20 protein-coding genes are annotated in these 26,150 nt (G+C 48.7%); 11 read left to right on the forward strand and 9 right to left on the reverse strand.

The window, feature by feature from the left end; genetic code table 11:
• Positions 1–78: 78 nt before the first annotated feature.
• Together CWC22_RS15315 and CWC22_RS15320 are read right to left on the reverse strand one after the other, a co-directional pair.
• Positions 79–3,378, reverse strand: coding sequence for a VPS10 domain-containing protein (locus CWC22_RS15315; protein WP_138538607.1), 3,300 nt, complete (start codon positions 3,376–3,378; stop codon positions 79–81).
• Positions 3,379–3,785: 407 nt separating this feature from the next.
• Positions 3,786–4,427 carry a LysE family translocator gene (locus CWC22_RS15320; RefSeq protein WP_138538606.1) on the reverse strand — a complete coding sequence of 214 codons (642 nt, stop codon included), beginning with the start codon at positions 4,425–4,427 and terminating at the stop codon, positions 3,786–3,788.
• Positions 4,428–4,633: 206 nt separating this feature from the next.
• Between CWC22_RS15320 and CWC22_RS15325 the strand changes: the two genes are divergently transcribed.
• Positions 4,634–6,961 carry a TonB-dependent receptor gene (locus tag CWC22_RS15325; RefSeq protein WP_138538605.1) on the forward strand — a complete coding sequence of 776 codons (2,328 nt, stop codon included), beginning with the start codon at positions 4,634–4,636 and terminating at the stop codon, positions 6,959–6,961.
• Between the two features lie 49 nt (positions 6,962–7,010).
• Here CWC22_RS15325 and CWC22_RS15330 read toward each other — a convergent pair whose 3' ends face one another.
• The gene (locus tag CWC22_RS15330; protein WP_138538604.1) at positions 7,011–7,364 is read right to left on the reverse strand and encodes a GFA family protein; all 354 of its coding nucleotides are present in this window, start codon (positions 7,362–7,364) and stop codon (positions 7,011–7,013) included.
• 137 nt (positions 7,365–7,501) lie between these two features.
• On the opposite strand from CWC22_RS15330, the gene CWC22_RS15335 reads away from it, so the two are divergent.
• The 5 genes from CWC22_RS15335 to CWC22_RS15355 all read left to right on the forward strand — a co-directional run bounded on the left by CWC22_RS15335 (position 7,502) and on the right by CWC22_RS15355 (position 14,282).
• Positions 7,502–8,119, forward strand: a complete 618-nt coding sequence (locus CWC22_RS15335) for a response regulator (RefSeq protein WP_171045082.1) — start codon at positions 7,502–7,504, stop codon at positions 8,117–8,119.
• A gap of 134 nt (positions 8,120–8,253) precedes the next feature.
• Positions 8,254–10,374 (forward strand): dockerin type I domain-containing protein, encoded by a 2,121-nt coding sequence (locus CWC22_RS15340; RefSeq protein WP_138538602.1) that lies wholly within the window; start codon positions 8,254–8,256, stop codon positions 10,372–10,374.
• Positions 10,375–10,433: 59 nt separating this feature from the next.
• On the forward strand, positions 10,434–11,075 hold the full coding sequence (locus tag CWC22_RS15345) for a cohesin domain-containing protein (RefSeq protein ID WP_138538601.1): 642 nt from the start codon (positions 10,434–10,436) through the stop codon (positions 11,073–11,075).
• A gap of 401 nt (positions 11,076–11,476) precedes the next feature.
• Positions 11,477–13,576, forward strand: coding sequence for a hypothetical protein (locus CWC22_RS15350; protein ID WP_138538600.1), 2,100 nt, complete (start codon positions 11,477–11,479; stop codon positions 13,574–13,576).
• Between the two features lie 61 nt (positions 13,577–13,637).
• Positions 13,638–14,282 carry a cohesin domain-containing protein gene (locus tag CWC22_RS15355; RefSeq protein WP_171045081.1) on the forward strand — a complete coding sequence of 215 codons (645 nt, stop codon included), beginning with the start codon at positions 13,638–13,640 and terminating at the stop codon, positions 14,280–14,282.
• Between the two features lie 25 nt (positions 14,283–14,307).
• On the opposite strand, the gene CWC22_RS15360 is transcribed toward CWC22_RS15355, so the two are convergent.
• The 3 genes from CWC22_RS15360 to ctlX form a co-directional block, all read right to left on the reverse strand.
• Complete coding sequence (locus tag CWC22_RS15360) at positions 14,308–14,559, reverse strand: TIGR03643 family protein (RefSeq protein WP_138538598.1); 252 nt, start codon at positions 14,557–14,559, stop codon at positions 14,308–14,310.
• Between the two features lie 465 nt (positions 14,560–15,024).
• Positions 15,025–16,485 (reverse strand): alanine/glycine:cation symporter family protein, encoded by a 1,461-nt coding sequence (locus tag CWC22_RS15365; protein WP_230090581.1) that lies wholly within the window; start codon positions 16,483–16,485, stop codon positions 15,025–15,027.
• Between the two features lie 39 nt (positions 16,486–16,524).
• Complete coding sequence (gene ctlX / locus CWC22_RS15370) at positions 16,525–17,439, reverse strand: citrulline utilization hydrolase CtlX (protein WP_125562826.1); 915 nt, start codon at positions 17,437–17,439, stop codon at positions 16,525–16,527.
• A 246-nt stretch (positions 17,440–17,685) separates the two neighbouring features.
• On the opposite strand from ctlX, the gene CWC22_RS15375 reads away from it, so the two are divergent.
• Both CWC22_RS15375 and CWC22_RS15380 read left to right on the forward strand, forming a co-directional pair.
• Entirely contained in the window at positions 17,686–19,377 is a 1,692-nt protein-coding gene (locus tag CWC22_RS15375) for a molecular chaperone HscC (protein WP_138538596.1), read from the forward strand.
• Positions 19,370–20,122, forward strand: a complete 753-nt coding sequence (locus CWC22_RS15380) for a J domain-containing protein (protein WP_138538595.1) — start codon at positions 19,370–19,372, stop codon at positions 20,120–20,122. The genes CWC22_RS15375 and CWC22_RS15380 overlap by 8 nt, the downstream gene beginning before the upstream one ends.
• Here the strand turns inward: CWC22_RS15380 and CWC22_RS15385 are convergent.
• On the reverse strand, positions 20,119–21,075 hold the full coding sequence (locus CWC22_RS15385; RefSeq protein ID WP_138538594.1) for a bile acid:sodium symporter family protein: 957 nt from the start codon (positions 21,073–21,075) through the stop codon (positions 20,119–20,121). The genes CWC22_RS15380 and CWC22_RS15385 overlap by 4 nt on opposite strands.
• Positions 21,076–21,217: 142 nt before the next feature.
• On the opposite strand from CWC22_RS15385, the gene CWC22_RS15390 reads away from it, so the two are divergent.
• From CWC22_RS15390 to CWC22_RS15400, 3 genes are all read left to right on the forward strand, one after another.
• Complete coding sequence (locus CWC22_RS15390; RefSeq protein WP_171045080.1) at positions 21,218–22,210, forward strand: winged helix-turn-helix domain-containing protein; 993 nt, start codon at positions 21,218–21,220, stop codon at positions 22,208–22,210.
• 118 nt (positions 22,211–22,328) lie between these two features.
• Positions 22,329–23,084, forward strand: coding sequence for a DsbC family protein (locus CWC22_RS15395; RefSeq protein ID WP_138538592.1), 756 nt, complete (start codon positions 22,329–22,331; stop codon positions 23,082–23,084).
• A gap of 138 nt (positions 23,085–23,222) precedes the next feature.
• Positions 23,223–25,448: a tetratricopeptide repeat protein gene (locus tag CWC22_RS15400; protein WP_195879829.1), complete on the forward strand. Its 2,226-nt coding sequence runs from the start codon at positions 23,223–23,225 to the stop codon at positions 25,446–25,448.
• On the opposite strand, the gene CWC22_RS15405 is transcribed toward CWC22_RS15400, so the two are convergent.
• On the reverse strand, positions 25,445–25,765 hold the full coding sequence (locus CWC22_RS15405; RefSeq protein ID WP_138538590.1) for an antibiotic biosynthesis monooxygenase family protein: 321 nt from the start codon (positions 25,763–25,765) through the stop codon (positions 25,445–25,447). The genes CWC22_RS15400 and CWC22_RS15405 overlap by 4 nt on opposite strands.
• A complete protein-coding gene (locus tag CWC22_RS15410; protein ID WP_138538589.1) occupies positions 25,762–26,094 on the reverse strand; it encodes an NIPSNAP family protein in 333 nt (110 codons plus the stop codon). Before CWC22_RS15410 ends, CWC22_RS15405 begins: the two co-directional genes overlap by 4 nt.
• Positions 26,095–26,150 lie beyond the last annotated feature (56 nt).

Here is a 26,150-nt window from a genome sequence, read left to right on the forward strand (position 1 = left end):
ACAGATGTATTCCTTCACGTGATAAAAGAAAAGGGCTCAGCTGAGCCCTTTTCTTAGTTTTCTAAATGTAGTGACAGATTAAATCTTTGGCAATGACTGACCTGGGACCCAAGGTGCCCCTTTGGCTTGCATTTGCTGCTCAAACGCAGGAATAGTCTCGCTCAGAATAGTCTGCAGTTCATTGCGGATCGCTCTGAGTTCTTCCGTTGCCAGATCCACACTAGTACGAATAGCAGGGGTCGGACCGTACGTCGAATAACTGGTACCAATCAATGCGTGGAACAAACGGTCACCTACTGTGGCCTCGTCATTCCAGGCACCCACCTGGTTTTTAGCAGGATTACCGTTCAGGCGGCTATCCAGTGCCAGTAACTGGTTGCGGATAGTCGCAAACTGGCTATCAAACTCACCAGGGGCGACTGAGGTACGATCCAGCGACTGTTCAAGCATATCCAGTCGCTTCACGGCTTTACCCAATGCCTGACCAGTAGCGCTGGCTACGCGCTGTACATTAGCCAACTCTTTCCAGAACGCGGCCACTTTTTCGCCATCAATGGCCTTTAGGGCATTACGCTGGTGCAGCTGCACCACTTTAAAGGTTTGTGGTGCCTCTAATTGGGTGATTTGGCCATCAACCTCTTTGCTCATGCTAACGCTGTAAGTGCCCGGCGTCACAAGTGGGCCTTGCGGGTCAGGTGAGAAATAATTGCCCTGTACGCCTATGGCCTGATGCGCAGGCCAACGCAGATCCCAGTTAACCCGATGCAGGCCTTTTTTGGTCTTACCCTGTACCTTACGGATCACATTACCCTGCTCATCACGAATAGTGAACCAAATGGCAGGTTGCTGTTGACGCACCTCAGCTTCAAGTTTTTCCCATGCTGGTACACCCACCGACTTATCGTCTTCTTTCAGTGCTTTTTCTGTTGCCTGGCGCTGTGCCTTGAGACTCTTGATGTCGTCTTTCAGATAGTAGGTAAAGGTGGCGCCAAAATCCGGATTCGGTGCACGGTATTTGTTACCACCCTGAGTGCCCACTTCACCACCACCGAGCGGGCTGCGCTCGATATACCATAGCGCATCACGGGTTGGGAATAGTAAAGATCCCTGCTCCAGCTTGTCTTCTGACAGGTTACGCAACGCCCGATAGTCATCCAGAACAAAGAAACCCCGGCCAAAGCTGGCCCCCACCAGGTCATTTTCACGACGCTGGATAGCCAAGTCGCGGAACGAAATCGTCGGAACATTACCCGTCAGCTCCACCCAACGCTTACCGCCATCGACAGTAAAGAACAAACCAAATTCAGTCCCAGCGAACAGCAGATCCGGGTCGACATGATCTTGTACTACACGCCAAACTAGGTGCTTGTCAGGTAAATTGCTAGCAATTGACTTCCAGGACTTACCACGGTTAGTACTTTTTAGTAAGTAAGGCTTATAGTCGCCGAACTTGTGATTATCCAGCGCAATATAAACCGTGTCAGGATCGAACAAGTCGGCTTTGATGTCATTGATAAATGCCGTATTTGGTACCTTAGGCAATCGCTTGACATCCACTTTACGCCAGGACTTACCCCCATTTTCAGTGATCTGAATATGGCCATCGTCGGTACCGGCATACAGCAGACCTTCCACCAGGGGAGATTCAGACAAGGATGTAATAGTGCTGTATTGTGACATCGCAAACATGTCCCAGGCACCATCCCAGCCCTGCTTACCACCCATGATAGGCTGATGAATTCGTTCTCGATTCTTAGTCAGATCACCCGAGATAGGTGTCCAGCTGTCACCACGGTCTTCCGACTGCCAAACCCTATGTGAGGCAAAGTACAACCGTGAAGGTTTGTGTGGACTAACCAGAATGGGGGCATCCCAGTTAAAGCGTTCAGGCTTTTCACCCTTACCCGGCTGAGGCTTAATATAAACTATCTCACCTGTGGTGCGATCGTAGCGGGTCAGGTTGCCCTGCTGCCATTGCGCATACACAATATCCGGGTTATCCGGCTCTGTGGCTGGCTGGTGACCATCACCAAACAACACCACTTTCCAGTCAGTGTTGAGAATACCGTGGCTGTTTAGAGTACGAGACGGGCCACCCTGAGTATTATTGTCCTGTGTCCCACCGTAAATATTGTAAAACGGCTTATCGTCATCCAGCGCCAGCTTATAATACTGAGTCACCGGCAGATTTTCGTGGTAGCGCCAGTGCACACCACTGTCGAAGCTTTCATATAAACCACCGTCGGACCCCACCATCATGTAGTTCTTATCACCGGCAATAAATTCCATGGCATGGTTATCACCATGCTTATCCTTTTCTTCCATCCGTTTAAAAGATTTGCCACCGTCTTTGGACTCATGCAAACGTACACCAGCCAGGTAGATATGATCAAAATGGTGAGGGCTGGCGTAGAGTTCCTGATAGTAATGTGGTCCGGTACCACCAGCAACGGCATCGGCTCCTTTAACCCACGACGCACCCCGATCAGCCGAACGATACACGGCGCCTGTACGGCGATTCAATTCAATGGCGGCGTACACGACATCCGGGTCTATTGGGGAAACTTCAAGGCCTATCTTGCCCATTTCTCCTTTCGGTAACCCTTGCGCCAACTTTTGCCAGGTTTTGCCACCATCTGTGGATTTATGTAAGCCGGAACCCGGACCACCGCCATAATACGCCGCTACGGTACGGTGCCGTTGCCAGGTAGCAGCATACAATACGTTAGGATCACGTGGGTCGATGGCCACATCGGTCACGCCGGTCCAGTCATTATCACCCAGCACTTTATCCCAGGTTTTTCCGCCATCGGTGGTTTTGTACAGACCACGTTGACCACCTTTGCTCCACAGTGGGCCCTGTGCAGCAACCCAGAGTGTATTTGAGTCCGTTGGATGTACAATGATCTCAGAAATATGACCGGAGTTTTTCAGCCCCATATTGGTCCAGTTTGCGCCACCATCATGGCTGACATAGATACCATCACCAAAGCTGACATGGCGACCGCCGACGTTTTCACCCGTGCCTACCCAAACGGTATTACTATTATTTGGGTCCAACACTACTGCACCGATTGAGTAAACGGGCTGATCATCAAAAATGGGTTGCCAGGTCACGCCTGCATTATGCGTTTTCCATACTCCGCCGGAGCCAACCCCTACATACCAGACACTGGTATCTTGGGGATCAATGGCGATATCAGCAATACGACCTGACATAAAGCCAGGACCAATATTTCTCAGCTCTAACCCTTTAAAAGTGGCTGCAGAGAGTACCCCTTCGTCTCCTTTTGCAGCTAGCCCAGGTAAGCTACAGAGCGCAGTGGCTGCACCGAACAATGCGATACGCATAGTGCGGCCAAGTTTTAGTTGATGCATACATTTTCCCTATTTTTATTTTTGGATTACCCAGAGTGTTACAACATAACACTTTGAGAAACTTATTAACCGTATGTTACTTCCTTAATTGGTGCAATAAGTGTGCGTTGGCGCTCAAATAAAACGCGATAAAAGCCCGAGGCAAGAAACCTAAAGGTTAGTTCTATACAACAAAATGGTATTTATAGGCATGATTTAACTAGAAAAGTAACTTTTATAGGGAAAGTGCGCATTATGTTGGGCCAAGTCTATCTTAGCAGCTTCTTGCTGCCCCTCTCAGATTCGGTAATGCCTGGCGCGACCGATTTTGTAAATTACTGTTAATTAGTCCGAGCAATGGATCAGCAGCGCCTGAATGGTTGAACTCCACATACCCGAACAAATACAGGTATTAGTAGGGACACACTCTAAACACCAGCTGGCTGCTTTTGTTTCATCAAGGCTACAGCCAGACCAGAGGCGATAAATGTCGCACCGGCTCCCACGTTCAGGCCCAACACAAAACGAGGTTTCTGTTGTAACCACACCGATAAATGCGATGAAAAAATCCCCATCAGTGCAAACCCAGCCGCTGTCAGCAAGGCGAACCAGACACCGTAGCCGAGCATCTGAGTTGTTACTGAGCCCAATTCAGGGTTCACAAACTGCGGCACAAACGCCAGCACAAAAATCCCCGGCTTAGGGTTTAGTGCGGCAGATAAAAAACCCATTGAGAAAATTCGTAGTAATGGCTGAGCCGGCGCATCGTGCAGCGAAAACAACTGGCGGGTCCGGAGCACCTTCACACCCAGCCAAATAAGGTAAGCCGCGCCAACCAGCTTGACCGCATAAAAGGCTATCTCCGAGGTTTGGATCAGCAAAGTCAGGCCAAAGGTTGCAGCCTGAACATGAAACAAGATCCCGGCACCTGACGATAGCCCGGACACAATGGCCGCCAGCCGCCCCTGACTCAAACCGCGCGCTATCGCCAATAAATTGTCTGGTCCCGGTGAGATCACTAATAGCAGGCATGCCAGGGTGTAGGTCAGGAAAACATCAAGAGGAAACATACAAGCTCCTTATCGTGGGTGTTTACTGAGCCTATATCTTATCGGGACATCGCGTCAATCGATTACATATCAGCCAGAGAAAGAAAAAGCCCATTTGGGTCCACATACGCAAATGATATTGGATATCATTTGTATTTTTAGAATAATCCAGTATTATTCCCGGGAAAAATTATTTATAACTCTCTTACTCTCTGGAAGCGTGACGTATGAAACTGAATATTTTGGCTAAATCTGTCGGATTGGCGCTGATCTCTGCCGCCACGGCATCAACTTCAGCCATTGCAGACGAAGCAAAAGAACTGGATGTTATCGTAGTACAAGGTCAGAAGATTGACCGTACTTTGCAGGAAACCCCAAGCAGTGTTGCGGTTGTTACCAGCAAAGATATGGAAAAGAATAACTTGCAGAATATCAATGATGTATTTGCAATGATGCCAAATGTCGCCGGTGACTTTAACCAGGGTTTCAGTATCCGTGGCGTCGATTCATTCTCAGTGTCCGGTGGGGGTAACAGCTTTTTGACCAGTATGTACCTGGATGGTGCACCACTGCCGTTTCGCATGGTAAAAAGCGGCGGTTTGTCTGTATGGGATCTGGCACAGGTTGAAGTATTCCGTGGTCCACAATCAACCCTACAAGGACGCAACGCGCTGGCGGGTGCTATCATGATGCGCTCACAAGACCCAACTTATGAACCAAGTGCAAAGCTAAAAGCAACGGTGGGTCAACATGGCCAGCAAGAGTATGCCTTTGCCGGGGGCATGGGTCTGGTAGAAGACATGCTGGCGTTCAGAGTAAGCTACGAAGACAAGCAAACCGATGGTGACATAGACAACATCACCCGGGGTGACACGGCAAATTTTGAAAACAGCGAAACATTACGTGCCAAACTACTATTTGAGCCAAACGACGATGTTGATGTGTTGTTCACGTATACCAACAATGACAACCGCTTTGGTGCTCAGTTCGCCCTGTATGACTTCGGTGGCACACCTTTTGACCGTCAGGTTGATTTCAACTCACCAATTTGGGAAGAAACTAAAACCGACATTTATAACCTGGAGGTAAGCTGGGATCTCAACGACACAACGTCGCTACACTCAGTCACAACCTATAACGAGTCTGACTATCGCTACAACTGGGATGGCGATATGCAGCCTACCCAGCTTGTAAAAGATAACTATGACCACCGTATCGATGAAACCTTCAGCCAGGAATTCAGAGTAACCTATGAATCGGATGCAATTCAGGCTGCATTTGGTCTTTATGCGTCACAAGTCGACGTGGATGATAAAGCACAAGGTCAGCGTCTGATGACCCTGGAGCAAGCGGTCAGAGCACCCGATCTGGTTACCGCAGTAACAGGCCTGCTAATGCAACAAGGCCTGCCTGCCGAAATGGCAGCACAAACAGCGGCAGCGGTTGCCCCATTCTACCCAGATATTGACCCAATTAATCTTGAACTCAATTATGGCCTGACTCAGAAAATCAAAACAGCCGCGATTTATGGCGACCTGACCTGGTCTGTTACAGAGCAAATTGACCTACTAGCCGGGCTGCGCTATGACACTGAAGAGCAAACTAATAGTGCCAATAATGCTTACAAGATCAATAACCCAATGCCAGATCCAGCTCAGGTTCCAGCACAAATTGCACCAGTTATTAGTGGCATCAATGCCTACCTGCACGGCTTTGCAGAAGCCGCTTCTGGTGTAGAGCCTGCAACCAAAGAAGACTTCAGCGCGTGGTTGCCAAAACTAGGTGCCACCTATCACTTTAACCAGGATATGTCGACCAGCTTCATCTACCAAAAAGGCTATCGCTCTGGTGGGGTAGGATTTAACGTCGCACGCTCAAATATTTTCAGCTACGACCCTGAATACACCAACAACTATGAGCTGTCTTTGCGCTCTGTGTGGCTGGATGGCAAACTGGTAGTCAATGCCAATGCCTTCTTACTGAAATGGCAAGATCAGCAGGTCATCAAGCGTTACTCTTCATCACCGTATGACACAGAAACCATCAATGCCGCAGAATCAGAAGTGAAAGGGTTTGAGACCGAAGTCTTCTACTACCCAAGTAACAACTGGTCTGTGACTGCAGGTGTGGGACTGGCAAAATCTGAATTTACGGATTTTGGCCACCTGACCGGGCGTGCGTTTGAAGATGCGCCTGAACTCACGGCGAATCTGGCGACTAATTACACCTTTGATAATGGCTTCTATGTGAATGTCAACGCCAAGTACACTGATTCAAGTACCGCATACCTGGATCCTGCCGCATCCCTGACCGCAGAAAAGTATGCGATTAATTCAGATCCTGTCAATGATCAACATACGATTGTGAATACGCAGCTGGGCTACAACTGGGATAACTACACCGTGCGCCTGGATGTGAGAAACCTGTTCGATAAAGACTATATCAGCACCTACTTTAAAGATGCCGATAATCAGGGTAACCCGTTCACCAGCTACGGCCAGATGTACCTTGGTAAATCTCGTCAGGTGTCATTAACACTGCAGATGGATTTCTAAACGTTTACAAACCCCCATATTTAAAAAGCCGCCATCGGGCGGCTTTTTATTACAACTGATTTTTGCCATCAAATTCAATAATCGAAAGCAAGCGTGGCTCCAGTCCATCTACACAACCTAAGTTCACTCGATAAGTGCCCGGCTCGTAAGTTGTGTCATGAAACGGGTAAATCCCACACACCTTGCAGAAGTAATGATTCACATCACAATCTCCCCAATGGTAAGTACTTAGCTGTGCTTTACCTGATAACAGTAAAAACACGTCTGATGTGAAGCTTTGCTTTGACATAATGGCGTTTTTTCTAATGCACACAGAGCAATTGCATTGTAGTGCCTCTGTGATCTGTTCGCTTTCAAACTCAAATTGCACTACTTTACAGTGGCAGCTTCCCGTATATTTCATTGTTTTTCCTTATATCATCCACAAACACTGTATATAAACACATGGAAAAGTAAAAGGGAACATTGCTCGGTGTGTTACAATTGGCCTAAAAAACTTTTGATTCCCTTATCTATCATAAAGTTAAAACATGGATGTGTATGAAAATCATTGTTGCCGACGATCACCATATTGTCAGGCAGGGATTGCTTGCTCTTTTTCAAAAAGCGCAAATTGGCACCATCATTGCCGATACCGGTTCAGGCGAACAGGCATGGGCTCTGATCCGCTTACATGAACCTGATATTGCCATTTTGGATATCACCATAGGCGACATAAGCGGGCTGAGTATCTGTCACCGCATACAGGCACATGAACTGAAAACACGGGTGATCTTCCTTACCGAGCATAAAGATATCAAAGTCATCGATCATGCCCTTGAGGCAGGGGCATCGGGTTACTTGCTCAAAAACGATACCTTTGCCACTTTGGTTGATGCCATGCAGGCCGTATATCTTGGTAAGGGTTACATCAGCCCCGCCAATAAAAAACAGCTTCATCATTACCGCACCAACAAATCTGATTTTGAGATCACATTCAGAGAAAAAGAAATAATCCGCCACATTGCTCAAGGACAGACCAATAAAGAGATTGGCGAAGCCCTGTGTATTTCGGCTAAAACGGTGGATGCACATCGTACCCGGGTTATGAAAAAGCTTGGGTTCAATAAAGCAGCCCAGTTAGTACGCTTCGCGCTGAAAGAAGGCATTTGCTTCTGATCTATTCTGCCAATTTAGGTACCTTAATAAGGTAAATACCCTATACCCTTTTTGTCATCGTGCCTCTAAGATAAGCCCGCGCAAACAAAGTGTTGAAGGATCCTCAACAATTTCAAATAATTAAGGACAAAAAAATGCACACTCATTTAACCTCGCTCGCTAAACGTATTAAACAGCAGGTCAGCCTGCCTCTTACCAAGTCTCCCTCAATGCTGCTAGTCGCTGCACTCTGCCTGCCATTAACAGCTTTAGCCCAAACTCCCACTCAAGCCAGTGACCCCATGCAACTCAACTCAACCAGCAGTAGTTACTCAAAAGGAGCTGCTGCGACGCAGCTAAAAGATGACAGTTATATTGTGACCTGGGTAGGCTCTACTTCCAACGGTGAGTACAGCAGAATATTTGCAAGACACTACCATATGGATGGTACACCCAAAGGTGAGCGCTTTATTGTGAACTCTCTTGCCTCCGCCAATGAACTCCCGGGTATAGTTAGTTTGGAAGACGGGGGATATGCCATCTCATGGCAACATAGTTATGACGATCTTCAGGGCTATACCCGTTTAAAATCCCTGGTAAAACGATTTAACGCACAAAGTCAGCCAGTCAGCTCAGAATTCGAAGTTGTATCAGATAAAACGCTCTACAAGACCAAGTCCGAGTTGGCGGCACTGACGAATGGTGGCATGGTCGTTGCTTTGATCCTTGGTTCAGATTCAGATGTCTATGTGAAGCTCTACGACGCAGACAACCGCAGCCAGGGAAGCTTTATCAGGGTACCACTTCCGAACTATACGAGGACGAGCAAAGTAAAAATTACCGAGCTTGATACAGGCTTTATTGTTACCTGGTTAAGCAGCAGCGGAAACCGCTACAACATTCACGGTCAACGCTACAATCAGTCCGGAGAAACCGATGGCGCAATGCTCACCTTCGCTGAAGGACTTTCTTCTATCAACTATAGCACTGAAACTTTGAGCAATAGTGACGTTCTCATCAGTTGGCAAGAATTGCAAGAAGACGGCCACATATACGCAAAAAGATACAACCCCAGTGCTGAAACTATAACAGAGGCATTTGTTGTAAATACCAGCCCGATAGTTAAAAAACCGTCCTCTATTAATCCATCAGCGGTACAAACGGCCCCCTCTGTTACGGGACTTGAGAATGGAAACTACCTCATAAGCTGGTTTAGCGACACCCCAAACAGCAACGGTGTAATTTATGCTCAGATGTTCAATGCTCAAAACGAGCAAAAAGGTGAGGAATTTCAAGTCTTTGCCAGCAGCAGTACGGCCACCAGCGCTTCCTTTGTTGAATCTCTCAATGCTGAGAAGGTTTTAATAGGTTGGACACAGGCATCTGCAGAGACGAGTAACTTTGATATCTTCACTCAGCAATATCAATATGCCGGCTCAGTAGCACAATCACTGGAGCTGGGTATGCCGACTGGCACAATATTAGAAGGCGATACCGTGCACCTGCCAATCAAGGTAAAGGGTGCTAATATCTACGGTTTAGATACCATCATCAATGTCAGTGACACCACCAAAGCCCGCATTTCTGGCGGGGATTATGGCGAGTTTTTACCCTCCGATGAGCGTCTATCCGTGCCCATGGGTATCAGCGACAATCAGTGGGATGGTGCACTGGCGCTGATGGCCCCGGCCACCGCCAAATCCGGCGAAGGTGACTTTGCCACTGTCACTCTGATTGCCGAGCAAGCCGGTACGGTGAACCTCACCTTGCAAGCGCAAATGACCGACCAGCAAGGCAACTACCTGAACCAGAGCAATACCGACTATACATTGTCCATCGAAGAGTCTGTGACTTTAACTGGCAATGTTGCCGACTTAGGCATTGCTGGTGACTTTATTTACGTCACCCTCTATATCAACGGACAGCGCGTCACCATTAACCCGGATGGCAGTTTCTCCGTGTGCGTCGGCCTGGGCGAGGTCACGATGTCTCTGAGTGCACCGGGCCACCTTACGGCCGAGAAACAGATCACGCTGACAGCGGGTCAGGCTGACATTGACTTCGGCCAGATCCCATTAGCTGGTGGTGACAGCAATGGCGATAACGTCATCGACATTGCTGACCTGACCCAGTTATTGGGTGCCTATCGCTCAGTGGATGGCCAACACAATGGCTATGTGATGGCGGCTGACTTTAATCGCGACGGCGCAATTAACCTGCAGGATTTAACCCTGCTGGGTGCCAACTTTGGCAAACAAGGACCACAAAGCTGGTAACACTACCTAAGAGGCTGCTGCGTTGCAGCCTCATTTACTTATTTATAGGGAGTAAAAGCATGAAATATATAATGTATATTGCCACGTTGCTAATGAGCATCAGTGCGCTTGCAGAGCCAGGGCGTATTTATCTACAGACCGCTAACCCACAAATTAAAATCGGCAGCGAATTTTATGTCGATGTGATGGTGGCAGATCTGCCTGATGTCTACGGCGTGCAATTAACCCTGAACTACGACGCCAAATCCATCACCTTGGTAGATCAGGACACAAAAACCAAGGGGGCTCAGCTAGAGCACGGTAATTTTCTTAACGCTAACGGTCTGTATGTATTGCGAAATCAAGCGAATACACAACAAGGAACAATACAGTATATCGTTAGCCAGGTTGCACCAACAAAAAGCGCTGCGGGTAGTGGGCGCCTTGCCCGGCTGTATTTTAGTGGACCCGCGGACGCCACGGATACCGAGCTATCCATTCAGGTTGCTGAGTTTGGTACGCGAAGTGGAGAAAAATACACGTACACACCTCATGCAGCTTTGAACCTGAGTTTTGATACCAACTACCAAATCCAGGCCAAACCCGGCATTGCGCTCAAAGCCTGGGGACTGGGATTAGCTGCATGCTTTTTACTGCTAGCATTGACGTCAACCCTGTTTCGCAGAAGCCGCTTAGAGACTAAAGCTCAGCCAACAACTTAAGATGACCTGGTATCGAGTTTCACCTTGATTTAATCTCGCAGCCCGCTTTAGGTATAGAGGCACGCTACTTTTAGACATATACCCAAAGCGAGGCTAATCCATCAAGCTTTTCAGTTCGTGTCGCCTGGACGAAGTCATTCTGCCGTTACGCTGACACGTTAGCAACACCAGAAACTCATCGATATTCAGAGCATTTGTTAAGTTAATACTAAATACCTAGTTAGCTTACGCATTCAGAACATTTAACACACGCTATTTAATGAATATATCCATCACTAACTTTTACCTCGCTAAAATTGTAATCCTTTCTTTTCATTATAATTATGATCATTTATCCTAGCAGCGTGCATACAAACTAGGCTCTAAAAAGAGACCAAACTATAATGTAAGGAAATAGTACTATGACACTTTTAAATACCCGCTCAAATACAACTCACCCGCCATCATCAATCAAAAAGTTTGCCCGCAATGCTGTCATGCTTGGCTTGCTTGGCCTGCCGTTACTCAGTAACGCGCAAGCACCTGTACAAGTTGGTGACCCATTTGTTGTCAATAATTGGAAGGACCAAACACAACGCTTCAATGAGACCGCCGTACTGAAAGACGGCAGTTATGTCACGATTTGGACCGGCAAAGACCCAATGTTTGGACAGGATCCGGTGTTCGCTCAACGCTTTAATGCAGATGGCACACTGGCTGGCACAGAGACTTATTTGAGCTACTCACCATCGCATCGCCACAACTCTGCTGCTATCAGCCCACTCAATGACGGCGGCTATGCTACAGCATGGGCGCGTTATAAAGACAATTCAACTGATTTGGTTATCCGCACCTTTGATGCGGACGGCACCCCAAGAATCGACGAATTAGTGATTAAATCTGTCCAGATGGACTTACTTGGCAGTCCGACAGTAACCACACTTAGCAACGGCGAATTTGTTGTGGCCTGGGCCCATGCCAATCCGATCGCAGCCAATAGCGACATCTATGCACAACGCTTTCTTGCCAATGGGACACCTGCCAGTGACGCATTTATTGTCTCCAATACCGTTGAATATGAGCAAAAACTTGTGTCGCTAACCGCATTAAGCGATGGCAAATTTATGGCCTCCTGGCATGGTCGAGGAATAGGTGATGACCACGGTGTGTTTATTCGTACATTCGCTGCTGATGGCACACCACTCACTGATGAAACCCTGGTCAATGACAATAGCGACGGCCAGCAGCAAACCGCAGCAATCGATACGCTGCCAGATGGTAGCGTTGTCGTGACCTGGGTAAGCTTAACAGCTGACAGCACAGACATTATGGTCAAACGTATGAATGCTGATGGTACGCCAGCTGGACAACAAACTATGGTAGATCAATCGACAGTTAACCTGTTCACCATCCCTTCAGTAGCTGCTCTGAGCGATGGCCGCTATGTGCTGTCCTGGCAGGGAGAAGACGATATTGCCAGCCCCTCTTATCTATATACCCGAGCGTATAACGCCAATGACACCGCAACCGGTGACAAAGTGACAATATCGAGTTTGCACTATGCTGGTGTACAAAATCAGGTAACCGCACTATCTGATAATGACTATATTATCCACTGGTCAGATGAAAATGTATTTACTAGCATGGACGTATTCGGCCAGCACATGACACTAAATGGTGGGCCTGCAACTGCACTGACACTCGAATTACCGCAAACCACAGTCCTTGAGGGGGATACAATTACCCTGCCACTCACTGTATCAGGCAGCGATATCTATGGTATTGATGCGTCAGTCCGTGTCAGTGCGATGTTCGATATGGCCCGCATCACCGGCGGTGAATATGGCGAGTTTTTACCGTCTGATGAACGCCTGTCGGTGCCCATGGGGATCAGTGACAAGCTTTGGGATGGAGCATTGGCTTTAATGGCCCCCGCTACAGCGAAAACAGGTGAAGGCCAGTTTGCCTCTATCCAGTTACTTGCAGAGCAAGCCGGTGTGATTGACCTGGTTGTCAACGCTAAAATGACTGACCAAGAGTCTAACTATTTACTGAACAATGAAACCACTTACTCTTTGATCATCAAAGAATCAGTGACCCTAACTGGAAACGTTGCAAACCTTGGCGTCACAGGTGACTACAGCAATATTGTGCTTCGCATCAATGGTCAGCTCGTCACTATTAATCCAGATGGTAGTTTCTCGGTGCGCGCACCACTGGGCAACGTAACACTGTCACTTGAGGCACCCGGATACCTGAGTGCCGAGAAGCAACTCAACTTCTCAGCGGGTCAAGAAGACATCGACTTTGGACAGATTGAACTCGTCGGCGGAGACAGCAACGGTGATAACCTCATTGATATTGCTGACTTGACGCAGCTACTGGGTGCTTATCGTACTAAAAAGTCAGACAACAACGGCTACGTTTCTGATGCAGATTTCAATGGAGACAATGAAATCAATATCCAGGACTTAACCTTAATGGGTGCCAACTTTGGCAAACAAGGGCCGCAAAGCTGGTAATACTCTTAATTCAAAAGGCCATAGCAATGCTATGGTCTTTGATGCTTATTGGGACAAAAAAATGATAAAGAGTTTGATGTTAAGCACCTCATTGCTGCTGAGTGTTGCCACCATGGCAACTGAAGGCAAGGTATTTCTTGAAACCTCTAACACACAAATCAAGACAACCAGCGAGTTCTATGTCGATGTGATGGTCAAAGACCTACCAGAGGTATATGGCGTGCAGCTATCGGTCAGCTATGATCCACAGACACTAACGCTCATTGACCAGAACCCAAAAATCGCAGGGGCACAACTTGAGCATGGCAACTTCCTGGATACAAAGCGCTTGTATACTTTGCGCAACCAGGCAACCCCTAAATCTAGAGAAGTACAATATATCGTCAGCCAGGTGGCCCCAGCTGAAAGCGCGTCAGGAGACGGGCGATTGGCGCGGCTTTACTTCTCAGCCCCGACAAACGCGACCAATACCGACATTTCTATCAAGCGCGTCGAATTCGGTACTCGACATGGTGAGAAACACATTTATCGAACAAACACCCCTCTCAACCTGAGTTTCGATGCACAATTTAGCCAACAAGAAAAACCCACTCCAGAGATGCCTGATTGGTTGTTGGTATTATCAACCTTGTTACCAGCCTCACTCATTGCATGGATTTTCTGGCGTAAGACAAAGTCTCAACGCAGGCCGGATCAGACGGCGTGAAGTCGATAGTTTAACAACCATACACTCATCGATGTTTATATTGTGTGGGGCAATACCCCCGAGACACAGAAGCCGGGCGTAGCTTGCTATGTTTAGTCACCCTGGCACTGACTCGTTGACGCCATAGCCTAAAACTGGATGGCTTTAGATTATGGCGCATCAGCCGGATAACGGCTGATTCACTCAACCCAAACTGGTCTTCGATAGCTTCGAACGGTGTTCTATCCTCCCAGGCCATCTCGATGACTCGGGATAGGTCATGGCTACTTAATTGCATTGTTTTTCCCACGATATTTTCTCTTGTTATATCGCTGAGCAATACGCACTACAGAGCACCGCGGTTTAATTAAGCCTGCTTTTTTTGCAATGGCCTGGATTAAGATTCTTGCTCTTTTGCACAACGGCCAATCAACGTAAGTACTCACCATCAATCAATTTCATATTACCAAAGTGACCAGCGCATGGATCTCTAAAATGACTCATTTCACCTTGCGCAAAGACCAAGCTAAAGCTTGACTTTGCACCACAACTCGCAAAAAAGAGATACTTAATCTCTGGCACGAGTGGGCACACCTCCATGTGAAGGGCTTCCGGCTAAACTTACTCAGCAGTAGTCAAAATGGCTCATTTCACCTTGCGCAAAGACCAAGCTAAAGCTTGACTTTGCACCACAATTCGCAAAAAAAAGAGATACTTAATCTCTGGCACGAGTGGGCACACCTCCATGTGAAGGGCTTCCGGCTCACCCGTCCATGGGTGAGCGTTCAGCAAGCTGCGAAGCTTTGCTTCGGTCTTGCTGAACCCAAACATCTTCGTGGAGAGTGCCTTGATAGTTGACTTTCGTGGGGTCGAAGTGGATTTTTTCAGCCGATTTTTTCTGGCTCTGGTAATCTTTCGTCAAATTCATGATGGTTGGGGTGAGCTGCACAATCGCGTAGATGTTCACCAGTGTCATCAAACCCAATGCCATGTCAGCAAGGCTCCAGACTTGCTGTAAAGTGGCGCTGGCGCCCCACAACACCATCGCTAAATACACGGCGGTGTAGCCCAACCGCCCGGCTTTGTTATCCAGCTTGAACAAGTGTAAATTGCTCTCCGCATAGGCGTAGTTAGCCACGACAGAGGTAAAAGCAAATAAAGTAATGGCGGCAGCAATCAGATAATCGCCGGCTTCACCAAAGTGTGCCTGCATTGCGTTTTGAGTCAGACTGATACCAGCCATTTCTCCGCTGACGGGTAAACCAGACAGTAACACCACCACGGCTGTACAGCTACATAACACCAGGGTATCAATAAAGACACCCAACATTTGTACATAGCCTTGCGCAACCGGATGATTAGGCACAGGCGTTGCACCAGCTGCGGCATGAGGCACACTGCCAGCCCCTGCTTCGTTAGAATACAACCCTCGTTGAATGCCATTTTTAATCGCAGCGCCCAAAGCGCCCGCCCCCGCTTCAGTTAAACCAAACGCTGACTGGAAGATATCCAGCAACATGGCAGGCACCTGAGCAATATTGATGAGCAATATGAGTAAGGCCGTTGCAACAAACGCGAGACCCATAAAGGGCACAATCAACTCAGCAAAACGGGCAATGCTACGCAGGCCACCGTAGACAATCGCGCCGGCAAGAATTGCAATCACCAGCCCTGTGTATAAGGGGTTAATGGTGAATGTATTATGGAGTGCTTCGGCAATGGTATTGGCTTGCATGGCGCTAAAACTAAAGCCATAACCCAGGAATAAACACAGGGCAAACACCACTGCCAGCTTAGGTTTGCCAAGCCCGGCCCGAATATAATAGGCAGGACCACCACGAAACTCCCGATGTTCATCGCGGACTTTATAAAGCTGGCCCAGCACACTCTCCGCAAATCCAGTCGCCATGCCAAGCAAGGCAATGACCCACATCCAGAATACTGCCCCACTGCCGCCCAGAGAGATTGCCATCGCTACCCCGGCCAGATTACCTGTGCCGACCCGGGCAGACAGGCCTGTACACAAGGCTGCAAAGGAACTGATCCCTGAGCTGTCACCACTCATGCTGCCCTTCATCACACTGAACATATGACCAAAGTGGCGAAACTGCACCCACTTCAGCCGCCAGGTAAACCAACATCCGGCAATCAGTAACAGATAAATGAGTATCTGGCCCTGCCCCCACAGAAGATTATTAATTGGGTCAACGATAAATGCCATCATACTCACCTGCCTGTTGTTATTGTTTTGTTGTTATTTATTTTAACGCCGGGATAAATGCACACCGGCCAGCATACAACGTACCGAGCCTCCGGCCAGTTCAATGGCAGACACCTCCAGCGGTAATAACGTCACGCATGATCCAAGCACAGCGATTTGCTCGGCTGTCAGCGCATCATACGCGGTTTGTGACAGCGCCAGTATGCGCCCGCTGTCTCCGTTTAACTCCAGTGCATTACCACAAAACGCATTGATCTGAGCCTCACTCAACTCTATCAGCTTTTTACCGGCAAGCTGCAACCTTTGTTTAATTTCTGCACGCCGTCCTGGTTCGACTATCATCTCAAAGCCGCCCAACGCGTAGTCACTCCCCACGCACAACAGTACATTGGTATGATAGACAGGCACTCCCTCTTCACTGAGTGCATCGAACACCATAGGCTCAAAGTTAAAGTGACTGCAAAAGCGTTCCAGCACATGCGAATCGGTGCGTTTTGAGCGCGCGGTGTAGGCAACACGCTCAATATGATCCAGCACCATCGCACCGGTGCCTTCCAAAAACAAGTCGTCATATTCCAGGCCAGAATAATCAATCACATCCTGCACCCGGTACTCACGTTTCAATAGCTCTATAATGTCTGTTCGTCGCTCCCGGCGGCGGTTTTTAGCATACATGGGATAAATGGCAATTTGCCCGCCCGCATGAGTTGAAAACCAGTTGTTGGGGAACACTGAATCAGGCGTATCAGTGCCCAAATCTTCAAACAAGTGCACCCGCACACCCGCTTGTTCGAGCTGTTCAGCGACCCGAGATACCTGCTCGTAAGCCATCTGGCTGATATCACCATCAAACTGCTGAGCCTGAGATTGAAAGCTGTTATCGGCCCGGGTTTCTTCATTGGGCAAAAAACAGTGTGGCCGGATCATCACAACGGCACTGGGGGCTTGTGGGAACATAACTTAAATACCTCTAATACTGACACTAAAAACGTGCGCCGCTTTTATCCGTGAAAAAAGCAGGCAAATGGCTTTGTACACACCAGCAAACAAACCAGGTGTATTAGCTAGACGTATAAACTACAGAATACTTTTTCACCAATTAACGTCCATAAAGAAAACAGCCGCAAAAACTATAGCAGTGATTTACTACCTTACCCAAAGCACATACACTAGGCGCTGGCTTTACGAATTCAGGAAGTAGTTATGATCACGGTAGGTATCGACTTAGGCACAACCAATAGTGCAGTCAGTTATTGGGATGGTGAAAAAAGTGTATTAATTCCAAACTCTCTGGGTGACTACCTGACCCCATCAGTAGTCGGGGTGGACAATAGCGGCGAGGTATTGGTAGGGAAAGCGGCCAAAGAGCGGCTGATCTCACACCCATTAAAAACCACGGCATTATTCAAACGCTATATGGGCACACAGCGCACTGTGACACTTGGAAAGCAGCATTATACCGCCGCTGAGCTATCATCACTGGTGCTTAAATCGCTAAAAGCCGATGCCGAAGCCCAATTATCACAACCTGTTACACAGGCAGTGATCAGTGTACCTGCTTATTTCAATGACTATCAACGTAAAGCCACTAAACTGGCCGCAGAACTGGCCGGGCTGGAAGTGCTGAGACTGATCAACGAGCCCACAGCCGCGGCACTGGCATATGGTCTGCAATCGCAAGAAGATGACACCCATTATCTGATCCTGGATTTAGGTGGCGGTACCTTTGATGTCACCATTCTTGAGTACTTCGATCGTGTCATGGAAGTCAAAGCATCGGCCGGTGACAACCATCTGGGCGGCGAAGACTTTACCGGTTTACTGATCTCGGATTTTTTGCGTCAGCATCAGTTGGAGCCAGAACAGCTAAATGAGCACCAACAACAAAACCTGACCCGGCTTATCGACGAGTGCAAATGCGGTTTAAGCAGCGAAAAACACGCCCAGTTTGACATAGAACTCAGCAACCAGACCTTGCGCTATGAATTAACCGAAGAGAAGATGCGCGAAATCTGCCAGCCACTGCTCAATCGCTTACTGACCCCTATTGAACGGGCGTTTAACGATGCCGGACTATCTCCCTCAGACATAGATCATATAGTCATGGTGGGCGGCGCATCACGTATGAATATTTACAAACAATGCCTGATCAAAGCACTAAAATGCTTCCCCACGACTCAGCTTGACCCGGATCTGGTGGTGGCACTCGGTGCTGGCATACAGGCCGGCCTGGTTGATAAAAATGAAGCACTCGATGATGTAGTATTGACGGATGTATCCGCCTTTAGTCTGGGCACTGGTACCCACAATGAACACGATAATGATGGCAAGGTGGGCAACTACTTTACCCCCATTATTGAGCGCAATACGGTACTGCCATGCAGTAAAGAAAATACTTTCTTCCCTATCCATAAATCCCAGGAACAACTGTTAATAACGGTTTATCAGGGGGAAAGCCGATATGTCAAAAACAACATCAAACTCGGCGAAATTGACGTACCATTGCCAAAGGCAGATAACATCGAAGACAAATTAGTCCGGGTACGCTTTACTTATGATGTTAGTGGCCTGCTGGAAGTGGACATTACCGTAGAACACACTCAGCAAACCATCAGCCAGACCTTTGAACAATCTTCCTCTGTGTTGTCGGACAAAGAAAAAGCCCAGCTGAAGGACAAAATGCAAAAACTCAAAGTCCACCCAAGAGACCAGCAGCGCAACCGCTTACTGATGGCTAAACTGGAACGTATCTATGAGCAAAGCCGTGCCCAGTACCGAGAACAAATTGCTGAGTTGATCACATTCTGGGAAGCCGCTTTAGGCTCTCAGGATAACCAGCGTATTGATCGGGCTTATGAGGAAATCACTCAGTTTTTAAAAGAGTTAGGTGAATAAAGTGACAGAAAATCCCTGGGAAGTACTGGGCATCGACCCCAGTGCAGACAAAAAAGCCATAAAACGTGCTTATACAAGTAAGCTCAAGTTGTGTAAACCCGATGAAGATCCAGAAGGGTTTCAGCAACTGCGTGCCGCCTATGACGCAGCACTGGCACATTTGGAGGCACAGCCCCAGCAACGTGTAAAGTTAAGCTCAGCAGACGAACAGCCGTCAGAACTCGCTGAACCTGAAGCCGTCAAGCCAGAGGTTTTGCCGGACACAACCCCGGCGATGCACTTTGAAACACCCCAGGCACAACCCGGCACGCCGCCTCAGCTTAATTCGGAGCTGCAGGAGTTTGACACTGAATTAGCACAGCTGCTGGACAATTCATATCGCCGTAATCAACAAGGGGCCTGGCAGTTGCTTATTGAGCACCCAGTCTGTGTCGATTTACAAAGTCGTCGGGCCGCCTCGCACCGGATATTCCACAGCGTGCTGAACTATCAAAAGTCAGAACGCGCAGAAGTCACTCCTCTGGACATAGAAGTGTTGGTATTTCTGAACCTGCACTTTGACTGGGCGGAAGATCAAGAGCTGGAGCAACAGGTGGGCCATCCCGACTTTTACAATATGACCCACAAAGAGATGCCAGAACCAGAGGTCCGCATCGAGCCGGTGGGTGATACCAGCAACATTGCCAACCTGTTTATTGGCCTGACCATACTCTGTGCCCTTGGCCTGATCATGATTTCTATCTAGGCATCTGACACCTCAGCGCTCTGCTCCACTGACTGAGAAGACAGGCTGCGACTACGTCTGCGCCACCAGGTCGCCAGCACAGAGCCGCTGACATTGTGCCAAATTGAAAACAAGGTACCGGCCAATGCACTGGCGGGGGCAAAAAACTTCATCGCCAGTGCAACCGCCAGTCCGGAATTTTGCAACCCCACTTCCAGAGCAATCGTACGGCAACTCGTTTCAGGCAGACCCAGCCGCTTCGCCACCAGATACCCTAGCGACAAGCCAGTCGTATTATGTAGCACCACCGCCAACGCAACAATTGGCCCAATGGTTGGTAAGGTTGCCGCATTTAATGCCACGACAATCGCGATGATCAGCACGATTGCGGCCACTGAAAATAATGGTAAAAGCGGAACAAGCCGTTGAATAGAGGCACTGAAAAAATAATTCAGAAGTACACCTGTTAGCACAGGGAACAACACAATCTTTAGTAAATTCAGCATCATGCCTGCCAATGGAATATCAACTACCTGACCTGCCAGCAACTCAACCAGCAGTGGCGTCAGCACCACCCCTGCAAGGGTACTCATGGCCGTCATGGAAATAGACAAGGCTACATCACCTTTGGCCAAAAAACACATCACGTTGCTAGCCGTGCCACCTGCGACACAGCCGACCAATACCATGCCTAAAGTCAGATCTGCATCAAACTGAAACAACAAAGCAATCAGTAAAGCGACCAATGGCATCACGCTAAACTGCAACACCAGGCCTATCAGTACCGCCTTAGGTTGATTCAGTACATGACGAAAGTCCGCCGGTGTCAGAGTTAACCCCATCGTCAACATAATAAATGCGAGTAAAGGAATGATGGAGGCCTTTAAAGCGACAAAGGGCTCAGGTGTATAAAATGCAAAAGCACTGAGCAAAATCGCCCAGAGTGGAAACAGTTGGATGATAAAACGCAACATATAGGGCGCTCAGTATGGCAATCAAGATGACTCAGTTATACCGTAATTGACCGGGAAAACAAATCCTGCCTCTGTGGCTCGTTTTTTATCACCTATATGATAAGGTTAGGTCCTGTATCGTGGATTTATGCGAAGGACTGACATGGCCGAGTACCGCTTTTTATCTTATCGTTTTGATTGCCAGACTCATACACTAAAACAAGGAAAACAACCTCTGGAGCTGCGCCCCAAAGCAGCCAAAGTACTGAGTTATTTGCTGCAACATGCCAATACAGTGGTCTCCAAACAGGAGATAATCGAAGCCGTATGGGGTCATCCTCATGTGCAGGAGCATCGCCTGTTTCAGCTGATCAGTGAACTCAGAAAGCTGGCCCCCGAACAAGACCTGATCCGCACCTACCCTAATCAGGGTTACAGCTGGCAGGTAAAAACCAAAGTGGTTTTGCCGCCCTCGCGTAACCGGGTTGCCCTGGCGGCCTCCTTGCTCCTGTCTGTTAGCGTCGCCAGCGGCGCTTATCTAAACAGTCAGCCTGCGTCCACCAGCACACCGACGCTACTGCCAGCCTTGTCGGCATACCACAAAGCCATCGTGGCTTTTGAGCACCAGAAGTACCCGCAGGCGCAGCAATGGCTGACTTTCAGTTTACAAGAAAATCCAGAGTCAATTGAGGCCCAATTGCTGCTGGCCGAAACCTTATTACAAATGAATGAAACAGCGCAGGCACAGCACTATGCCAGTCAGGTAGTTCAGCACACGGCGGTTAATAGCTATTACTTTTCACAAGCGTCAGATCTGCTCAGCCGGCTCTCTGTCAGTCAGGCGCGCTTCTCCGAGGCGCTAAACTTTGCCATTCAGGGACAGCAGGCCATCGATCAGCAAGCAATTTGCAGCGCAGTGGTCATGCGACAGCGCATCGCCGATTTGATCGTCGCGCAACCGGAATCGTTACAGTCTGCAACACTGCACAGTGCAACAGCACAACTCACTCACGGCTCTGCGCCTACACACACAGCGCAAAACATCGACTCGCAGCAGTCCGAACTGTGCAAACAGCTCACCCAGCCTGGGCCAACTTCGAAGCGACTGTGCACACCGTCCAGCGGTGTTCACATAGGTCGAGAGAGGCTTGCTTAACCAATTGATTTAATTGCTTTGATAGAAGTTTATAGGTCATTTTAAGGCGAATTTAAAAGCCATTACCAGCCAGCTTAGTTATAACCGGGGCATCTTTTTTGTCAGCTGGATATTTACTATGACCTTGTCTACTTCTCTTTCAACGTTTCTGCTTGGCACAGCATTACTGAGTGCCTCTCCTTTGGCCGCAGAGCCAACCCCCCCCACGACAGCCAAAGCAGGCTCCCCAAAAGAAAAAGCAAAAAATAAATTACGCGCACTGGTTGGGACAAACATCGATTTTGAACTGCACCCTTACTCAGATGACTTCTTTCGCCTGACACTCGGCAATGAACACCTGCTGTTGTCAAAAGATGGCAATTACCTGTTCAGTGGTCGTGTTATTGATGTGCGCAATCGGGTTGATCACATCGCCAAAATACAACAAATTGCCAATCAACAAAAAATGGCTGATGTGCCTTATGAGCAATTATTAACCTACCCGGCACAGGATGAAAAATACCGCATCACAGTGTTCACCGACATCGACTGCCCCTACTGCCGTAAATTTCACAAGGAACTACCTGCGCTTAATCAACAGGGCGTTACGGTCCATTATGTGATGATACCCAGAGGCCGAGCAGGCAGCCCTGCCTACCAAAAAACGGCAGCAACGCTCTGCGCTGAGCGACCTAATCAGGCTATGGATGCCGCAATGCGCAGTACACCAGCGCCTCTAGAAAACACAGAGTGTGAACACTCGCTGGATACCCAGGTTTCACTGGCGCAACAGTTTGGGTTTCAGTCGACACCGACTATCCTGCTACCCAATGGTGAAGCGGTCCCGGGTTACGTACCAGCCAGAGAACTGGTGGCGCGGCTGGCGCAGCGCTAGCCCTGGCTCTGCCACTCTGAAAGGCAGTGTAATTGGCATTCCGACACAAACGGGTTATTATTCAATCATTCATAGTGGCCCTTGCCAGATCCAAATGGCGCGAGAAATACGGGTAGTACGATCGGAAGTTCGATGTTAATGATGCGCTTACAGAGCCTGTTCAGGCTAGGATACCGAGGCTTAATTCGCTACACCTTGCTGGCGTTGCTATTGTGCTCCTCTGTGGCTCAGGCGTTTTCCATTACAGAGGCAAAACGCCAACTGGACGACGCGCAAAACCTCAGAAGCGGCTCACCTCAGTCTGCGATCAGGTCGCTGGCCCAACTCGCGGATGAGCCGGCACTGAAGTCGTATCCGGAGGAGTATTACGAAACGTTAATGGCGCTGGCTCACACCCTGATCAGTCAGGGCGACTACGATAAAGCGCAACAGCGTAGTGAACAACTACAGCACTTCGCCATCGCGCAAGGCAATCCCTACCACCACGCCTATTCCTTTTTGTTATTGGGATTTATTGCGGACAACCAAAGCCGATTTGATCAGGCCCAAGCCTATTATAACAATGCGCTCGACACCGCGATTGATGCCAATGATAACGAAATGATTGCCCAATCATATGAGCGCATTTCTGCGGTACTACGGCGCCAGGACAAGTACATCGAAGCACTGAAAGTAGCTCAGAAGTCCATCAATGTACTCAGTATTCTGGGAGAAACTGAAGTCTACGCCAGAGCGCTGGTTAACCTGGGGATTATTCAGACCGCACTGGGGGATCATGAGAGTGCGCTGGAAACCTTCACCCGCTCTTTTGAGCTCAGCCGTGAGCTGAGTTTTGACAAAGGTATCGCCGACTCCATTTATGAATCTGGCGTGGTGTATCAGCGCATGGAAAACTACCCGGCCGCGCTGAAGCATTTTAAGATGGCGCATGAACTCGATGAAAAATCGGGTAACCTGATGGATATAGGCAACAGTGCTATGCGCAGCGGGTTTATGGCACTCGAGACCGGCGACCTGAAAGAAGCAGAATACTTCGCAACCAAGTCACAAAAGCTCTATACACAGATAGACTCAAAAAGTGGCCTGACTCGCAGTTACAACCTGCAAGCCCGGATAGCACTCAAATCGGAGCAAACAGCACTGGCAACAGAGTATGTGGAGCAATCGCTGGAGATTGCCAATAGTTATAACCTGACCGGCTATTTAGTTGCTTCTCAGCTGACTCAGGCACACATCGCTGCGGCCTCACAAAATCACGAGACAACACTTGAGCGGGCCCATCAAGCCCTTGCCACAGCAACGCTGATTAATGACAAAGACGGCCAAATCAAATCCTATCAACTGCTGGCAGACACTTACCAGGCTATCAAGGATCCGCAAAATGCCCTCGACGCACACCTGAAATTCACCCAACTCAGAGATGACCTGGGCAACAGTCAGCACAACCTGACACTGGCCGCATTGCAAAGCCGGGTTGAATTTATTCGCAAACAACAAGAAATCGAAACACTCAATCTCGACCGGGCATTGAAGGACACCCAACTCAGAGAGCGGGAGTGGCAACTCAAGGCATGGTGGTTCGGCACAGCTGGGGTGTTTATGCTGGTGCTCGCGATTGGTTATCGGCAAGTCAAAAAACGTAAACTGGCTGCCGAGCGCGCGGCCCTGCTGCAAGAAGTGGTCGACAAGAAAAATGCAATGCTGGCAGATGTCTCTCACGAGATCCGCACACCGCTTACGGCACTGCAACTGCAGGTTGAAGCCTTACAATTTAATATCGCCCAGGACGTCGACGCTTCATACAATACGATCAATCGTAAATTGTCAGATATTAACCGTCTGATCTCAGACATTCACCAGCTGGCCATGGCCGATTCACAGAGCCTGTATCTCAATCTGGTGCAGTGTAACCTCACCGAAGTGATGACACTCTGGGAGCAGGAGTTTGCTCAATTCTCGCAAGGAAAAGGCTTTGATTGGGAAGCCAGTATTCAGCTAACCGGCGCAGTGACCGTGAGTTGGGACATGGATCGCATTAAGCAGGTACTCACAAACTTAATCGCCAACAGCACCTTGTACACCGACAAGCCTGGTAAGCAGCGGCTCAAGGTCTGGCAACAGCATAAGAAAATACACATTACCCTGGAAGACACTGCTCCGGGCGTGATTGATGAACACCTGAGCGAAATATTCGAGCGATTGTTCCGGGTAGAAAAGTCCCGGAGCAGGCGTACCGGCGGCTCGGGTCTGGGCCTGGCCATCTGTAAAAGCCTGATTGAAGCACATCATGGTAAAATTGTGGCCCAGCATAGTGAGCTGGGCGGATTGAAAATCGTGATAGTGCTCCCGACAGAGGTTAACTAAGGCGCTTGCTCCCGGTCTTGACTGCCATAATCGCGCACTACTTGGGCGACCCGAATACGGTAGTGCTGAAACATGCGCTGTCTACCCTGCTGCTGCGCCGCCCGATGCTCCTCCTGCATTCGCCACTGCAGTACAGCCGCTTCATCCCGCCAAAATGACAATGAGAGCAACTGTTCAGGGTTGTTCAGACTTTGATACCGCTCAATTGATATAAATCCGTCGATGTTTTGCAGGCTGGGCTTAAGATCTGCCGCGATATCCAGATAGGCCTGTCGCTTGGTCTGGTGAGGCATTACCTCAAAGATAACGGCTATCACAATGCATTCACTCCTTGCAGATAAGTTTGTTCAATACAGGATAAGAAACTGCGCTTTTCCTGCAAAATAAAGCCTGCTTCTAGGGCAAAGAGAAAATTGGCCCGTCCTTGTTGATTCGCTTTCAGGCGCACACGGTACGCCTCATATTCAGCCAGGCTGGTAAAGCTGATCAGGCCATAAGCAACAAAATTAGTGCCCTCATAAGGCGCAAAATAGCCAACCAGTTCACCACCACATCTCGGGATGATCTCACCCCAATTGCGGGCATATTGCTCAAACAAGTCCAGCTTACCCGGGTCAATCCGATACTCAATAAAACAAGTGATCATAGTGCATTGTCTCCTCTTGCGTTTTTCGGCACTATATCGACTACTCAATGTCCATG

Source organism: Pseudoalteromonas rubra (assembly GCF_005886805.2).
GTDB lineage: Bacteria > Pseudomonadota > Gammaproteobacteria > Enterobacterales > Alteromonadaceae > Pseudoalteromonas > Pseudoalteromonas rubra_D.

Excerpts from the sequence above, each read along its gene's own strand:
- CWC22_RS15315 (WP_138538607.1), bottom strand. The coding sequence starts at position 3,378 with ATGCATCAACTAAAACTTGGCCGCACTATGCGTATCGCATTGTTCGGT.
- CWC22_RS15320 (WP_138538606.1), bottom strand. The coding sequence starts at position 4,427 with ATGTTTCCTCTTGATGTTTTCCTGACCTACACCCTGGCATGCCTGCTA.
- CWC22_RS15325 (WP_138538605.1), top strand. The coding sequence starts at position 4,634 with ATGAAACTGAATATTTTGGCTAAATCTGTCGGATTGGCGCTGATCTCT.
- CWC22_RS15330 (WP_138538604.1), bottom strand. The coding sequence starts at position 7,364 with ATGAAATATACGGGAAGCTGCCACTGTAAAGTAGTGCAATTTGAGTTT.
- CWC22_RS15335 (WP_171045082.1), top strand. The coding sequence starts at position 7,502 with ATGAAAATCATTGTTGCCGACGATCACCATATTGTCAGGCAGGGATTG.
- CWC22_RS15340 (WP_138538602.1), top strand. The coding sequence starts at position 8,254 with ATGCACACTCATTTAACCTCGCTCGCTAAACGTATTAAACAGCAGGTC.
- CWC22_RS15345 (WP_138538601.1), top strand. The coding sequence starts at position 10,434 with ATGAAATATATAATGTATATTGCCACGTTGCTAATGAGCATCAGTGCG.
- CWC22_RS15350 (WP_138538600.1), top strand. The coding sequence starts at position 11,477 with ATGACACTTTTAAATACCCGCTCAAATACAACTCACCCGCCATCATCA.
- CWC22_RS15355 (WP_171045081.1), top strand. The coding sequence starts at position 13,638 with ATGATAAAGAGTTTGATGTTAAGCACCTCATTGCTGCTGAGTGTTGCC.
- CWC22_RS15360 (WP_138538598.1), bottom strand. The coding sequence starts at position 14,559 with ATGCAATTAAGTAGCCATGACCTATCCCGAGTCATCGAGATGGCCTGG.
- CWC22_RS15365 (WP_230090581.1), bottom strand. The coding sequence starts at position 16,485 with ATGATGGCATTTATCGTTGACCCAATTAATAATCTTCTGTGGGGGCAG.
- ctlX (WP_125562826.1), bottom strand. The coding sequence starts at position 17,439 with ATGTTCCCACAAGCCCCCAGTGCCGTTGTGATGATCCGGCCACACTGT.
- CWC22_RS15375 (WP_138538596.1), top strand. The coding sequence starts at position 17,686 with ATGATCACGGTAGGTATCGACTTAGGCACAACCAATAGTGCAGTCAGT.
- CWC22_RS15385 (WP_138538594.1), bottom strand. The coding sequence starts at position 21,075 with ATGTTGCGTTTTATCATCCAACTGTTTCCACTCTGGGCGATTTTGCTC.
- CWC22_RS15390 (WP_171045080.1), top strand. The coding sequence starts at position 21,218 with ATGGCCGAGTACCGCTTTTTATCTTATCGTTTTGATTGCCAGACTCAT.
- CWC22_RS15395 (WP_138538592.1), top strand. The coding sequence starts at position 22,329 with ATGACCTTGTCTACTTCTCTTTCAACGTTTCTGCTTGGCACAGCATTA.
- CWC22_RS15400 (WP_195879829.1), top strand. The coding sequence starts at position 23,223 with ATGATGCGCTTACAGAGCCTGTTCAGGCTAGGATACCGAGGCTTAATT.
- CWC22_RS15410 (WP_138538589.1), bottom strand. The coding sequence starts at position 26,094 with ATGATCACTTGTTTTATTGAGTATCGGATTGACCCGGGTAAGCTGGAC.